The sequence below is a fragment of the Kocuria sp. NPDC057446 genome, assembly GCF_042802875.1.
Lineage (GTDB): Bacteria > Actinomycetota > Actinomycetes > Actinomycetales > Micrococcaceae > Kocuria.
This window is the reverse complement of the sequence record NZ_JBHVDI010000010.1, coordinates 1-14,008: the sequence shown is the minus strand read 5'-3', so window position 1 is coordinate 14,008 and position 14,008 is coordinate 1. Positions and strand designations below refer to the sequence as shown.

At 75.1% G+C, this 14,008-nt stretch carries 12 protein-coding genes; 5 read left to right on the top strand and 7 right to left on the bottom strand.

Annotated elements, in window-relative coordinates; all coding sequences use genetic code 11:
* Positions 1-110: 110 nt before the first annotated feature.
* Together ACFU0Y_RS02590 and ACFU0Y_RS02585 are read left to right on the top strand one after the other, a co-directional pair.
* Positions 111-1,364, top strand: a complete 1,254-nt coding sequence (locus ACFU0Y_RS02590; protein ID WP_380212881.1) for an NRAMP family divalent metal transporter — start codon at positions 111-113, stop codon at positions 1,362-1,364.
* Positions 1,365-1,435: 71 nt separating this feature from the next.
* Positions 1,436-2,179: a putative hydro-lyase gene (locus tag ACFU0Y_RS02585; protein WP_380212906.1), complete on the top strand. Its 744-nt coding sequence runs from the start codon at positions 1,436-1,438 to the stop codon at positions 2,177-2,179.
* Here ACFU0Y_RS02585 and ACFU0Y_RS02580 read toward each other — a convergent pair.
* The gene (locus ACFU0Y_RS02580; RefSeq protein ID WP_380212880.1) at positions 2,142-2,876 is read right to left on the bottom strand and encodes a GntR family transcriptional regulator; all 735 of its coding nucleotides are present in this window, start codon (positions 2,874-2,876) and stop codon (positions 2,142-2,144) included. The genes ACFU0Y_RS02585 and ACFU0Y_RS02580 overlap by 38 nt on opposite strands.
* A gap of 111 nt (positions 2,877-2,987) precedes the next feature.
* Between ACFU0Y_RS02580 and ACFU0Y_RS02575 the strand changes: the two genes are divergently transcribed.
* On the top strand, positions 2,988-3,950 hold the full coding sequence (locus ACFU0Y_RS02575) for an ABC transporter substrate-binding protein (RefSeq protein ID WP_380212879.1): 963 nt from the start codon (positions 2,988-2,990) through the stop codon (positions 3,948-3,950).
* Between the two features lie 40 nt (positions 3,951-3,990).
* Here the strand turns inward: ACFU0Y_RS02575 and ACFU0Y_RS02570 are convergent, their stop codons facing one another.
* Genes ACFU0Y_RS02570 through ACFU0Y_RS02560 form a run of 3 tightly spaced genes read right to left on the bottom strand, consistent with a single transcriptional unit; the run spans position 3,991 to position 8,100 of the window.
* A complete protein-coding gene (locus ACFU0Y_RS02570; RefSeq protein ID WP_380212878.1) occupies positions 3,991-5,718 on the bottom strand; it encodes an acetyl/propionyl/methylcrotonyl-CoA carboxylase subunit alpha in 1,728 nt (575 codons plus the stop codon).
* Between the two features lie 4 nt (positions 5,719-5,722).
* The gene (locus ACFU0Y_RS02565; protein WP_380212877.1) at positions 5,723-7,339 is read right to left on the bottom strand and encodes a 5-oxoprolinase/urea amidolyase family protein; all 1,617 of its coding nucleotides are present in this window, start codon (positions 7,337-7,339) and stop codon (positions 5,723-5,725) included.
* Positions 7,336-8,100 carry a LamB/YcsF family protein gene (locus ACFU0Y_RS02560; RefSeq protein ID WP_380212876.1) on the bottom strand — a complete coding sequence of 255 codons (765 nt, stop codon included), beginning with the start codon at positions 8,098-8,100 and terminating at the stop codon, positions 7,336-7,338. The genes ACFU0Y_RS02565 and ACFU0Y_RS02560 overlap by 4 nt, the downstream gene beginning before the upstream one ends.
* Before the next feature lie 204 nt (positions 8,101-8,304).
* Between ACFU0Y_RS02560 and ACFU0Y_RS02555 the strand changes: the two genes are divergently transcribed.
* Positions 8,305-8,811, top strand: coding sequence for a PTS sugar transporter subunit IIA (locus tag ACFU0Y_RS02555; protein ID WP_380212875.1), 507 nt, complete (start codon positions 8,305-8,307; stop codon positions 8,809-8,811).
* Positions 8,812-8,815: 4 nt separating this feature from the next.
* Here the strand turns inward: ACFU0Y_RS02555 and ACFU0Y_RS02550 are convergent, their stop codons facing one another.
* The 3 genes from ACFU0Y_RS02550 to xylA all read right to left on the bottom strand — a co-directional run bounded on the left by ACFU0Y_RS02550 (position 8,816) and on the right by xylA (position 12,650).
* Entirely contained in the window at positions 8,816-9,856 is a 1,041-nt protein-coding gene (locus ACFU0Y_RS02550) for an aldose epimerase family protein (RefSeq protein ID WP_380212874.1), read from the bottom strand.
* Positions 9,846-11,270, bottom strand: a complete 1,425-nt coding sequence (xylB, locus tag ACFU0Y_RS02545; RefSeq protein ID WP_380212873.1) for a xylulokinase — start codon at positions 11,268-11,270, stop codon at positions 9,846-9,848. The genes ACFU0Y_RS02550 and xylB overlap by 11 nt, the downstream gene beginning before the upstream one ends.
* A gap of 156 nt (positions 11,271-11,426) precedes the next feature.
* On the bottom strand, positions 11,427-12,650 hold the full coding sequence (xylA, locus tag ACFU0Y_RS02540; protein WP_380212872.1) for a xylose isomerase: 1,224 nt from the start codon (positions 12,648-12,650) through the stop codon (positions 11,427-11,429).
* Between the two features lie 148 nt (positions 12,651-12,798).
* On the opposite strand from xylA, the gene ACFU0Y_RS02535 reads away from it, so the two are divergent.
* On the top strand, positions 12,799-13,965 hold the full coding sequence (locus ACFU0Y_RS02535) for an ROK family protein (RefSeq protein ID WP_380212871.1): 1,167 nt from the start codon (positions 12,799-12,801) through the stop codon (positions 13,963-13,965).
* Positions 13,966-14,008 lie beyond the last annotated feature (43 nt).

Below are 14,008 nucleotides of genomic sequence, written 5' to 3'. Positions count from 1 at the left end.
GTGCAGATTGTTCAACAATCACTACACTGGCACGAAAGTGACCGCGGCCACGTCCAGGGTGGCCGGCGCCGTGCTCCGGCGCAGGTGGCACTCCGTCCCGAGGAGACCGCATGTCCAGCTCCGCCCCCGTCCCTCCCGCCCCGGAGGGCCGCGGCTCCGTCGGCAGCCCCGCGGCGATGCGCGTGGTGAACCGCTCCGCCCTGCTGGGCGCCCTCTTCCTGATGGCCACCAGTGCCATCGGCCCCGGGTTCATCACCCAGACCGCGAACTTCACGGTGCAGCTCGGTGCCGCCTTCGCGTTCGCCATCGTCGTCTCGATCGTGGTGGACATCGCGGTGCAGCTGAACGTGTGGCGGATCATCGGCGTCTCCGGGCTCAAGGCGCACGAGCTCGGCAACCGCGTCCTGCCGGGCCTCGGCTGGTTCATCGCCGCGCTCGTGGCCCTCGGCGGCCTGGTCTTCAACGTCGGCAACACCGCCGGCGGCGGACTCGGCCTGGACGCGCTGCTGGGGCTGGACCCCACGTGGGGAGGCATCCTCACGGCGCTGATCGCGGTGGGCGTGTTCGTCAGCAAGCGCGCGGGCGTCGCCCTGGACCGCATCGTGGTGGTCCTCGGCGTGCTCATGCTCCTCGTCACCAGCTACGTCGCGTTCGTCTCGAGCCCCCCGGTGGGGGAGGCGATGCGCAACGTGGTGCTGCCCGAGAACGTCGACTTCCTGATCATCACCACCCTCATCGGCGGGACCGTGGGCGGGTACATCACCTACGCGGGTGCTCACCGCATCGTCGACGCCGGGATCACCGGCGTGGAGAGCGTCAAGCAGATCTCGCGCAGCTCGGTGGTGAGCATCGTGCTCACCGGGGTCATGCGCTTCCTGCTGTTCCTGGCGATCCTCGGCGTGGTCGCCGGCGGCGCCCAGCTCACGGGCGAGAACCTGGCGGCCCAGGCGTTCCGCTCCGCCGCCGGGGAGGTCGGCCTGCGCCTGTTCGGCGTCATCCTGTGGGCCGCGTCCATCTCCTCGGTGATCGGCGCCGCCTACACCTCGGTCTCCTTCCTCACCACGTCCCGGACGAGGCCCCGCACCCGGAACCTGATGACCGTCGCGTTCATCCTGGTCTCGGCCACCGTGTTCGCCCTGCTGGGGCAGGCGCCCTCCACGCTGCTGATCGTGGCGGGAGCCGTGAACGGGCTCATCCTGCCGCTGGGCTTCGCCGTGCTGCTGTGGGTGGCGTGGCGCCGCCGGGACCTGCTGGGCGGCTACGCGTATCCCACGTGGCTCGCGCTGATCGGGACCGCGGTGTGGCTGCTGACCCTGTTCCTGGGCTACCAGTCCCTCAGCGGCATCGCCGCGCTGTGGGCGTGAGCGCCGTGGGAGCGGCGGACACCGGGACCCGGCAGGGCCGGGCCGCGCTGACCCCGGGCGCCGCCCGGGCGATGTTCCGCAGCGGGCTGGTCACGCCCACGTCGGGCTGGTGCGACGGGTTCGCGCAGGCCAACCTGATCGTCGTCCCGAAGGACTGGGCCTTCGACGTCCTGCTCTTCGCCCAGCGCAACCCCAAGCCGTGCCCGGTGCTGGGCGTGCTCGAGGCCGGCGAGGTGACCGGGCCCCTGCTGGGCGGGGGCGACGTCCGCACCGACGTCCCGCTCTACACCGTCTACCGGGACGGGGAGGCGGTCGGCACCCGCACCGATCTGCTGGACGTGTGGCAGGAGGACCTCGTGACCTTCGCCCTCGGCTGCAGCTTCACCTTCGAGGCGGCCCTGCAGGAGGCCGGGATCCCCGTCGCCCACATCGAGCAGGGCGTCAACGTCCCGATGTACCGCACGAACGTCCCCTGCGCGCCCGCCGGGCGGCTGTCCGGGCCGCTGGTCGTGTCCATGCGGCCGGTCCCCGCGTCCCGGGTGGCCGACGCGGTGCGCATCACCTCCCGCTATCCCGCCGTGCACGGGGCCCCCGTGCACGTGGGGGCGCCGGGAGAGCTGGGCATCCGGGACCTCGCCGCACCGGACCACGGGGACGCGGTGCGGATCCCGGACGGCCACGTCCCCGTGTTCTGGGCCTGCGGGGTCACGCCGCAGGCGGCGGTGCTCGAGTCCGGGGTCCCGTTCGCCCTCGGGCACGCCCCCGGGCACATGCTCGTCACGGACGTGCCCGACTGGCAGTACCAGGTGCCCTGACCGGGCCCGGCCCGGGACCCTCCAGGACCTCGAGCAGCTGCCGCCGCGAGGCCTCCAGGTAGTCGTGCATCTGCACCGCGGACTCCTCGCGCCGGCCCTGCTCGAAGAGCTCGAGGATCCGGGCGTTGCGCTCGATGTACGGCTCGTGGAAGGACGGGTCCTGCCGCATGGAGTAGAACACGAGCCGCAGCTCCGCGAGCGTCCGGGCCATCAGCTCGTCCTGGCGCGCCGAGCCGGCCAGCTCCACCACGCCGCGGTGGAACCGCTGGTTCGCGTCGGCCATGCCGGGCGCGTCCCCGCGGCGGCGGGCGGCGCGGCCGTCCGCCACGGCGGCGTGCAGGCCCGGCTGCGGGGCCGGCTCCGACCAGCGCAGCGCCGAGGTCTCCAGCGCGAGCCGCACCCGGTGGATCTCCCGCACGTCGTCCGCGCCGGGCCGGGCCACCGACACGCCGCGGTTGGGCACCCGGACCAGCAGGTTCTCCCCGACGAGGATCGTGAACGCCTCGCGCAGGGTGTTGCGGGAGACCCCCAGCGCCTCGCTGACCCGGGCCTCGGAGAGCCGCGTCCCGGGCGGCAGCCGGCCCGCGACGACGCCCTGGCGCAGCACGTCCACCGCCCACGGGATGGCCTCGCCCTGCGGGGCGGGCCCGGCCAGCGCCACGGCCGCCGTCAGGAACTCGTTCTCCACGGTGTTCATCGGTCCCCATCCTGACATCCCGGCGGCGCCCCGCCGTGCGCCGCACCCTGGTGGGGGCCCGTCCCGTCCTCTACGCTGTCAGGACGTCCGACCCACTCCCTGGAGGCTTCGATGCAGAAGACCGGCGCAGCACTCGCCACGGCGGCCGTCCTGACCGTGACCGCGTGCGGGGGTGGGGACTCCGGCGGCGGGGCCGGCGAGGACGGGGAGCTGACCACGGTCAGCGTGGGCGTCATCGCGAGCACCGACGTGGCCCCCCTCTACCTGGGGATCGAGCAGGGCTTCTTCGAGGAGGAGGGCCTGGAACTCGACATCACCCAGGCCCAGGGCGGGGCGGCCATCGTCCCGTCCGTGGTCAGCGGGGAGATGGACTTCGGCTTCAGCAACGTGACGTCGCTGATCGTCGCCCGCGCCCAGGGGCTGCCGCTGCAGATCATCGCCAACGCCAACAACTCGACCGGCGTCCAGGGCGAGGACTTCGCCGACGTCCTGGTGCGCGAGGACAGCGACGTCCAGGACGCCGCCGACCTGGAGGGCCGGACCGTCGGCGTGAACACCCTGAACAACATCAGCGACACCACCATCCGGGCGGCCATCGAGGCGCAGGGCGGGGATCCCGGCGCCGTCGACTTCGTCGAGATCCCGCTGCCCGACATGCCGGCGGCCCTGGACCGGGGCGAGGTGGACGCCATCGGCTCGATCGAGCCGTTCCGGACCATCGCCATGCAGGACGGGGCGCGCTCGGCGGTCTCCAACTACGCCTTCCCGATCGAGAACCTCACGGTGGCCGTGTACTTCACCACCGAGGACGTGCTGGCCCAGGAGCCGGAGACCGTCGAGGCGTTCCGGTCGGCCATCGAGAGGTCCCTGCAGTTCGCCCAGGACAACCCCGACGAGGTCCGCGCCGTCCTGCCCAGCTACACGCAGCTCGACGCGGAGCTGATCGACCAGCTCGTCCTGCCCGCCTACCCCACCGAGGTGAACCGGCAGTCCGTGCAGGAGCTCGCGGACCTCGCCGTCCAGCACGGGCTCATCGAGGAGGCGCCGCCCCTCGAGGAGCTGCTCCCCGAGTGAGCGCCCCGGGGCGCCCCGGCCGTCCCGGGGCGGAGCCCGGTCAGGAGAGGCGGGCGAGCACCTGGTCGGCGGCCACCGCGTCCCCCGGACCCACCACGAGCTCCCGCACCGTCCCGGCCCGCGGCGCGGACACCCGGGTCTCGGTCTTCATGGCCTCCAGCACGGCGACGTCCTGGCCCGCCTCCACGTCGTCCTGCTCGGACACCAGCCACGCGACGAGCGTGCCCGCGAAGGGCGCGGTGACGGCGCCCTCGTCGGCCGGCTCCGCGGCCGCGGCGGCGGCCTCCGCCGCGGGGCCGGCGCGCAGGGCCGCGGCAAGGGCGTCGGGGATCCCGACGCTCATCCGCCGCCCGTCCACGTCCACGGTGAAGCGGGTGCGGCCCGGCTCGTCCGCGCGGGCATAGCCGGTGTCCGGGGCGAGCCGGCCGGCGAACTCGTCCTCGATCCACGTGGTCCACACACCGAGCTCCTCGTCCCCGGTGAAGGCGGGGGCGTCCAGCACGGCGCGGTGGAACGGGATCGTGGTGGCCACCCCGTGCACCCGCAGCTCGCGCAGGGCGGTGCGGGCCCGCACGAGGGCCTGCGCCCGGGTGGGCGCGCTGACCACGAGCTTGAGCAGCAGCGAGTCGAAGGTCGTGGCCACCCGGGTGCCGCGGTGCACTCCCGAATCCACGCGCACGCCCGGGCCGGTCGGGGTGTCGACGGCCTCGACCGTGCCCCCGGAGGGCAGGAAGCCGCGGCCGGGGTCCTCGGCGTTGATCCGGAACTCGAACGCGTGCCCGCGCGGGGCCGGGGTCTCGAGCACCGGCAGGGGCTCCCCGGCGGCCACCGCCAGCTGGGTGCGCACGAGGTCCACGCCGTAGACCTCCTCGGTGATCGGGTGCTCCACCTGGAGCCGGGTGTTGACCTCCAGGAAGGAGATCAGCCCGTCCGGGGCCACCAGGAACTCGGCGGTGCCCACCCCCACGTACCCCGCCTCCCGGAAGATGCCCTCGGCGGCGGCGGCGATCCGTTCGCGCTGGGGGTCCGTGAGGAAGGGCGCCGGGGCCTCCTCGACGAGCTTCTGGTGGCGGCGCTGCAGGGAGCAGTCCCGGGTCCCGAGGACGACGACGTGGCCGTGGGCGTCCGCCGCGACCTGTGCCTCCACGTGCCGCGGACGGTCCAGGAAGCGCTCCACGAAGCACTCGCCGCGGCCGAAGGCGCTCTGCGCCTCGCGGGCGGCCGAGCGGAAGGCCTCCTCGACCTCCTCGAGCTCCCGGACCACGCGCATGCCGCGGCCCCCGCCGCCGTGGGCGGCCTTCACGATGACGGGCAGGCCGTGCTCCTGCGCGAAGGCGCGGGCGTCCTCCGGGGACTCGACCGGGCCGTCGCTGCCCGGCACGAGCGGGGCGCCGGCGCGCCGGGCGATCTCACGGGCGGCGACCTTGTCCCCCAGCAGCAGGATCGTCTCGGGGGAGGGGCCGATCCAGGTGAGGCCGGCCTCCATCACGGCCCGGGCGAAGCCGGCGTTCTCGGAGAGGAACCCGTAGCCCGGGTGCACGGCGTCGGCGCCGCATCGCAGCGCGATCGCGAGGACCTCGTCCCCGTCCAGGTAGGTCTCCGCGGCCGAGGTGCCCTCCAGGGCGTAGGCCTCGTCGGCCAGCAGGACGTGGGGGGCGTCGGCGTCGGGGTCCGCGTAGACGGCCACGGACGCGAGGCCCGCCTCGGCGCAGGCGTGGACGACGCGGACGGCGATCTCCCCGCGGTTGGCGATCAGGATCTTGCGCACGGTGCTACTCCTGGGAGGTGTCGGTGTCGGTGGAATGCCCGGCGGCGGGGTCCTCGGGAAGCGGCGCGCCGAGCTCGGGCGCCGCCAGCCGTACGAAGCGCAGCCGCCCGCCGGGGCGCAGCTGGGCGAGCACGGCGAGGTCCTCCGGGTGCACCACGCCGAGCACGGGGTAGCCGCCGGTGGTGGGCGCGTCCTGCAGCAGGACCACGGGCAGTCCGGAGGGCGGGACCTGGACGCAGCCGGGCACGGTCCCCTCGCTGGGCAGCTCGTCCGTGCGCACCCGCTCCAGCGGCTCGCCGGACAGCCGGGCGCCCACGCGGTCGGAGGAGGCCGTCAGCTCCCACTCCTGCGCGAAGAAGGACGCCGCGGCGGCGGAGGAGAACCAGTCGTCGCGGGGGCCGGGGACCACGCGGACCCCGGCCACCGCGGGCGGGTCCGGCACCGGCTCGGCGGGCCGCACGGCGGTGCCCGGGTCCGGTCCGACCGGCAGCGCGTCGCCGCTGGTCAGCGGGTCCGGGCCCAGTCCCGCGAGCGTGTCGGCGGAGCGGCTGCCCAGCACCGGCGGGACCGCGATCCCGCCGCGGACGCCCACGTAGACCCGCGCCCCGGCGGTCACGGTGCCGACGGCCAGCCGTTCGCCGTCGCGCAGGGCGAAGGGGGTGCCCAGCGGCGGTCGCCACGGGGCCGGGCCCTCCACGGTCAGCGCCGCCCGCGCGCCGGTGACCGCCAGGACGTGCTCCCCGTGGGCGGTCAGCTCGAGCCCGCCGAGCAGGTGCTCCAGCACGGCCGCCCCGGGGGCGTTGCCCACGAGCCGGTTGGCGGATCCGGCGGCGGGGGCGTCGAGCGCACCCGAGGGGGAGACGCCCATTCCGGCGGAGCCCGCGCGACCGCGGTCCTGGACGAGGGTCTGCAGCCCGGCGGACGCGACCTCCAGGTGGGGTCCCCGGACCGGGGGCGTCCCGGCGGCGGCCGGGGCCACCGCCACGAGCTCGCGCACGGGCCGGTAGCGCACCCGGTCCCCGGGGCGCAGCAGGGCGGGGTCCTCGCGGCCGAGGTCGAACATCCGGGCGGCGGAGCGCCCGATGAGCTGCCAGCCGCCGGGCGACGCGCGGGGATAGACGGCGGAGAACCGGCCGGCCAGGGCCACCGACCCGGCGGGGACGGCGGTGCGCGGGGTGTCCCGGCGCGGGACGTCGAGGTCGTCCTCGCCCACGCAGTAGAAGAAGCCGGGGGCGAAGCCGGCGAAGGCGGCGGTCCAGACCTGCTCGGAGTGGAGCCGCACCACCCCGTCCGCGCCGAGGCCCGTGATCTCGCCGACGGCCGCGAGGTCCTCGCCGTCGTAGACGACGTCGATGCTCACGGTGCGGGCCTCGCCGGCACCGGCGCCGCCGCGGGGGGCGGTGCGGGCGGCGCGGACGACGTCCCGCAGCGCCGCGGTGCTGCTCGCGCGCACCACCACGGTCTCCGCCCCGGCCACGCAGTCCACGAGCCCCGGCAGGCCGGCGGCGGCGATCCGGGCGTGCACCGCCACGGCGTCGTGCAGGTCGGCGCACTCGACCAGCGCCGCCCGCGGGCCGAGCGGCCGGACCCGGCGGGCCTCGGCGGGGGGCCGCCCGCTCACATGAAGCTGCCGACCCGCAGGCCGGCCTCCTCGAGGGCGCGGCGCACGCGCTCGGCGATGGCCAGTGCTCCCGGGGTGTCCCCGTGCACGCAGATGCTCTCGGCGTCCACCGCCACGAGGGAGCCGTCGACGGCCTCGACGACGCCCTCGACGGCCATCCGCACCACGCGGGCGGCGATCTCCTCGGCGTCGTGCAGGACGGCGCCGGACTCGGTGCGGGGCACGAGCGTGGCCTGCGGCGTGTAGCCGCGGTCCGCGAAGGCCTCGCGGACCGTGCGCAGCCCGGCCGCCCGGGCCTGCTGCTCGATCTCGGAGCCGGGCAGCACCAGCAGCGGCAGGGTGTCGTCGACGTCGCGCACGGCGTCCACGACGGCTCCCGCGTGCTCCTCGTGGTGGACGATCGCGTTGTACAGGGCGCCGTGCGGCTTGACGTAGCGCACCGCGGTGCCGGAGACGCGGGCCAGGGCCTGGAGGGCGCCGATCTGGTACACCAGCTGGTCGCTCAGCTCCGCCCGGGGCACGGCGATGAAGCGGCGGCCGAAGCCCTTGAGGTCGTCGTAGGAGACCTGGGCGCCCACGGCCACGCCCTGCTCGGCGGCCACGGTGCAGGTCCGGCGGGCGACCGTCGGGTCCCCGGCGTGGAAGCCGCAGGCCACGTTGGCGCTGGTGACCACGTGCAGGACGGCCTCGTCGCCGTCCATGGCCCAGGCGCTGAGCGACTCCCCGCAGTCCGCGTTGAGATCGATGTCGAAGGGGGGCATGCTGTGCTCCTTGTCACGTCGGTCCCTCCAGGATGCCCTGTCCTCCAGGATTGTTCAACAATTTTTTCCCCGGGTCGGATCGTGTCCCGGACGGTGGACGCCAGCCCGCGCTCCCCGTAGGTTGGCCCGCACGAGGGCGCAGCGGTGCCGCGGGCAGCGCGGTGGGGCCGCGCCGCCCGTCCACCTCCACCGATGGGACAGCACATGAGCGACAGGACCTCCCGCGCCGCGGACGACTCCCCGGGGCGCTCCGGCGCCGTCCTGGACCACCTGAGCGAGTCGACCGTGCTCCTGGACGTCCACGGGGCGGACCGGGACGGCGTCATCCGGCAGCTCGCCGAGCTCGGCGCGCACACGGGGCGCGCGTACGACGCCGACAGCACCGTGGCGGCGGCCCTGGCCCGGGAGGAGGAGGGGTCCACCGGGGTGGGCAACGGCGTGGCCCTGCCGCACGCCAAGTCCGCCGGTGCCGAGCGGCCGATGATCGCGTTCGCCCGCAGCCGGGACGGCGTGGAGTGGAACGCGCTCGACGGCGAACCGGTCCACCTGGTCTTCCTGATCTCCCTCCCCGAGGAGCGCTCCGGGGAGGAGCACCTGGGGCTGCTGGCCGAGCTCTCCGAGGCCCTGGCCGGGGAGTCCTGCCGGCGGGCCCTCCTCGACGCCGGGAGCGCGGCCGAGGTGCTGGCCGTGCTGGAGGAGGCGCTGGGGTGAGCGGCTAGTACCGGAAGCGCCACTCCGTGCGGGACTGCCAGGTCTGCCCCGGGCGCAGCACCGGGTCGGTGAGCTCGGGCCGGTTGGGGGAGTCGGGGTGCCGCTGGGGTTCGAGGGCCACGCCGTCGCCCTGGCGGTACCGGCGCCCCGAGCTGCCGGTGGTGTCCAGGGAGTTGCCCGTGTAGACCTGCAGGGCGGGCTGGTCGGTCCACAGTTCCACGGATCGCCCGCTCGCCGGGTGCTCCAGCCGCGCCGCCCGGCGCAGGCCCGTCCCCCGCAGGTGGAAGGAGTGGTCGATGCCGCCCACGGCGATCGTCTGCGGGTGCTCCGCCCGCACCCGGTCCCCGATCCGGGCCGGTGCCGTGAGGTCGAACGGTGTCCCGGTCACGGCGGCGAGGCCGCCCAGCGGCAGGCCGTCCGGGCCCACGGGAAGGTAACGGTCCGCCTCGACGGCGAGCCGGTGGTCGTCGACGGTCCCGGACCCCTCCCCGGCGAGGTTGAGGTAGACGTGGCTCGCGGGCCCGACCACGGTGGGGGCGTCGGTGCGGGCCTCCAGGTCCAGGGCCACGGTGTGCCCGGTGACGGCGTAGGCGGCGCGCAGGCTGAGCCGGCCGGGGAAGCCCTGGTCCCCGTCCGGGCTGACCAGCTCCAGCACCAGGCGGTCGGGGCCGGCGTCCAGGACCTGCCAGGTGCGGCGGTGGAAGCCGTCGGGTCCTCCGTGCAGGGTGTTGCCGTCCTCGTTGGCCGCCAGCCGCACGAGCTCGCCGTCGAGGCGGAAGCGGGCGCCGGAGATCCGGTTGGCGTACCGGCCCACGACCGAGCCCAGGAACGCGTCCGCGTGCTCGGCGTAGCCGGCGGCGTCCGGGTGGCCCAGGGCCACGTCGACCGTGCCCCCGGATCCGTCGGGCAGGTGCAGGGACTGGACGGTGGCGCCGAGGTCGAGCACGCGCAGGACCGGTCCGCCCGGGGCGCCCAGGACGTGGGCGGTCACCTCCCGGCCGTCGGGCAGCGTGCCGAAGGCCTCCGGGCCGGTCTCAGCGCCCACGATCGGCTCCCGCCGGGGACCTGGACCAGTCCGCGGTCCGGTCGCGCAGCGTGCGGTAGGACTCCAGGACCCGGGGCGTGGGCTCCGCCTCGTACTGCTGGGCGCCGGCGAGCGCCCAGGCGGGCGGCTCCGCGTCCCCGGAGAGGGCCCAGGCGGCCTGCCGGGCGGCGCCGAGGGCCACGTACTCGGCCGGTGCGGGCACGAGCACGGGGCGTCCCAGCACGGCCGGGGCGAGCCGGCGCACCGCCTCGGACTGCGCGCCGCCGCCGATCAGGAAGATCCGCTCCGCGGTGGTCCCGGTGGCCCGCTCGAGCGCGGCCACGCCGTCGGCGAGGGAGCAGAGCAGGCCCTCCACACAGGCCCGGGCGATGTCCTCCCGGTCGGTGCGCGAGGACATCCCGTGCAGGGTGGCGCGGGCGTCGGGCCGGTTGGGCGTGCGCTCCCCGTCGAGGTACGGGAGCAGGGTGACGCCGCCCGCCCCGGGACGGCCCGCGAGGGCCAGGTCGGCGAGACCGGCGTGGTCGACGCCCAGCACCCGGGCCCCGAACTCCAGGATCCGTGCGGCGTTGAGGGTCGTGGCCATGGGCAGGTACCGGCCGGTGGCGTCGGCGAAGCCGGTCACGAGACCGCTGGGGTCCGCGGTGCGGGTCTCCGAGACCATGGCCGCGACCCCGGAGGTGCCGATCGACAGGGACACGTCCCCGGGGCCGAGCGTGACGCCCAGCGCGGCGGCCATGTTGTCTCCCGTGCCGGCCGCGAGCACCGCCCCCGCGGCCGTGCGGCCCATGACCTCCTGGGGGGCCGCGGGCACCCGCGGGAGCTCCAGGTCGTGGCCGAGCGCCTGCTCCACGAGGGCGTGGTCCCACGCGCCGGTGCGCGTGGAGAAGTAGCCGGTCCCGGAGGCGTCGCCGCGATCGGTGAAGAAGGACGACGGGTCGGCGTCGAGGTGGTGGGACAGGTAGTCGTGGGGCAGCAGCACCCGGTGGGTGCGGGCGGCGTGCTCGGGCTCGTGCTCCGCCATCCAGCGCAGCTTGGTGGACGTCATGGACGCGACCAGCACGCTGCCGAGCTCCTCGGCGCAGGCGGCCGCACCGCCCATCTCCTCGACGAGCCGGCGGGCCTGCGGCGCCGAGCGGGTGTCGTTCCACAGCAGGGCGTCGCGCACCACGGCGTCGTGCTCGTCGAGGGCGACCATCCCGTGCTGCTGGCCGCCGACGGAGACCGCGGCGGCCTCCTCGAGGAAGGGCCCGGCGGCGTCGTCGAACGCGGCGAGCCAGGCCCGGGGGTCCACCTCCGTCCCGTCCGGGTGGGGGGCGCGGCGCTGCGCGAGCACCTCGCCGGTGCCGGCGTCGACGAGGAGCGCCTTGGTGGACTGGGTGGAGGAGTCGATGCCCAGGACGGTGGTGCGTGCCATGAAGAACCTCGGTGCAGGATCGGGGCGGGGCCGCGAGGACACCGCGGGGAGGAGGCCGGGGGATGCCCGGGCCGGCGCAGGGGGGACGTGCGCCGGTCCGGGCCGGAACGGGGCCGGCACCCGGGATCGGGGGGGTGGGTGCCGGCCCCGGGTGTCTCAGCCCCGGGCGCCCATGAGGTGCTCGACGGCGAGCTGGTGCAGGCGCACGAAGCCGTAGTTGCGCTCCGACGGGCCCGTCAGGTCGAGCTCCTCGTAGGCGCTGCGGTCGGCGAGGAAGGCCTCCAGGTCCTCGCCCTCCGCGAGGGTCGGCTCGCCGAGCTCGAGGACGCCGGACTGTTCCATGGCCTCCTGGACGTCGGGGTCCTGGCGGAAGGCCACGGCCCGCTCCTTCAGCAGCAGGTACATCCGCATGTTCGCCGCGGCCGAGTCCCAGACGCCGTCGAGGTGCTCGGTGCGCGAGGGCTTGTAGTCGAAGTGGCGGGCCCCCTGGTAGGCCCCCGGCAGGGACGGGAACCCGTTCTCCAGCAGGTCGACCGTGAAGAAGGCGCTGATCAGGTTGCCGTGGCCGAACACCAGGTCCTGGTCGTACATCGGGCCGTTCTGCCCGTTGAGGTCGATGTGGAACAGCTTCTCGCACCACAGCGCCTCGGCGAGGCCGTGCGTGTAGTTGAGCGTGGCCATCTGCTCGTGCCCGGTCTCCGGGTTCACGCCCACGACGTCCCCGTTCTCGAGCCGCTCGATGAACGCCAGCGCGTGCCCGATGGTGGGCAGGAAGATGTTGCCGCGGGGCTCGTTGGGCTTCGGCTCGATCCCGATGCGCATGTCGTAGCCCTGGGACTTGATGTACCCGGCCACGGTGTCGATGCCCTCGGCGTAGCGGTCCAGGGCGGCGTGGAGGTCCTTGGAGGAGTCGTACTCCGTGCCCTCGCGCCCACCCCACATCACGAAGGTCGTGGCGCCGAGCTCGGCGGCGAGGTCCACGTTGCGCAGCACCTTGCGCAGGCCGTAGCGCCGGACCCGCCGGTCGTTGGACGTGAACGCGCCGTCCTTGAAGATCGGCTCCGCGAAGGTGTCCGTGGTGACCATCTCGCAGACCATGCCGGTCTCGTCGATGGTCTGCTTCAGCTGCCCGATCAGCTTCTCGCGCTGGGCCTCGGCGGCGTCGAAGGGGATCAGGTCGTTGTCGTGGAAGGTGAAGCCCCAGGCGCCGAGCTCCTGGAGCCTCCGCACGGACTCGAGGGGGTCGAGCTCGGGCCGGGAGGCAGTGCCGAACTGGTCGCGGGCGGCCCAGCCCACGGTCCACAGGCCGAAGGAGAACTTGTCCGCGGGGGACGGGGTGAGCGAGGAGGCGAGGGAGGTCGCGGGGGAGGCGGTGGGCATCGGAGGTCCTTTCCCAGTTGGTTAGTTACCGTTACTTACTATAGGAGCTGGGTTACCGTGGGGGAAGACCGGCGGCGGATTTTCTGCCGTCCGGTCGGCCGGGATCCGCACCGGGCCCGGTCCCGTCGGCACCAGAGGAGAGCCGTCCGTGCAGTCGAGCCACCTGCGGGAGCACAACCTCTCCACCGTGCTGCGCGCCGTCGCCGGGGCGGACGCGCCGGTCTCGCGCGCCGCGCTCGCCAAGCTCACCGGGCTCACGAAGCCCACCGTGTCCAAGCTGGTGCAGGAGCTGCTCGAGGCGGGTCTGCTCGTCGAGGGCCGGCAGGCGGCCGCGAGGGTGTCCGGGCGGCCGACGGTCCCCCTGACCGTGGCCCGGGGGACCGTGCTGGGCGTGGGCCTGGAGATCGCCGCCGACCACCTGGCGTGCCTCGTCACGGATCTCGGCGGCCGCGTCCTGCACGAGGAGTCCCGCTTCGGGGCCTTCGCCGGGGCGTCCGTGGACGAGGTCGCCGCCGTGCTGGCCGGTCTGCTGGACACCGCCCTCGCGCCCCGCCGGGACGTGCCCGTGGCCGGGATCTGCATCTCGGTCCCCGGCAGGCTCTCCACGGACCGCGCCACCGTGCTCTCCGCCCCCAACCTCGCCTGGCAGGACGTCCCGCTGGTCGAGCGGCTCCGGGAGCACCCGGCGTTCCGGGGCGCGGCGCTCACCGCCGGCAACGACAGCATGCTCGCCGCGCGCACCGAGGTCCTGCGCCGGCCCGGCGCGTCCTTCCTCTTCCTGCACGGCCAGACCGGCATCGGCGGCGCCGTGGTCCTGGAGGGACGCATCCACGGCGGTGAGCACGGCTGGGCGGGGGAGCTGGGCCACGTCACGGTCACTCCCGGCGGGGAGCTGTGCCGGTGCGGGCGGCGCGGCTGCCTCGAGGCCTACGCCAGCTACCACGCGCTGCGGGGCCGGACCGGCCTCCCGGAGGACGTGCGGATCGAGGACCTCGTGGCGGCCACGGCCGAGCGGCTGCAGAGCCGGGAGGCGGTCATGGAGATGATCGGGCGGCCCCTGGGCGTGGTGCTCGCGAACTCGATGAACGTCCTGGACCTGTCGACGGTCGTGCTCTCCGGGTACTTCGCCCCGATCGCCCCGGAGCTGGAGCCCGTGCTGCGCGAGGTCCTGGAGGCGCACGCGCTCACGGCGGAGGTGGGCCCCGTCGAGATCGAGCGCTCCGCGGCGGACGCCCACCCCGCCCTGACCGGCGCGGCCGCCACGGCCCTCGAGCCCATCCACGACTCGCCGGCCCACTGGATCGACCGGCGCTGACCCGCCCCCGCCCGGGGACGACGACGGGGCCCGCTCGCACGAG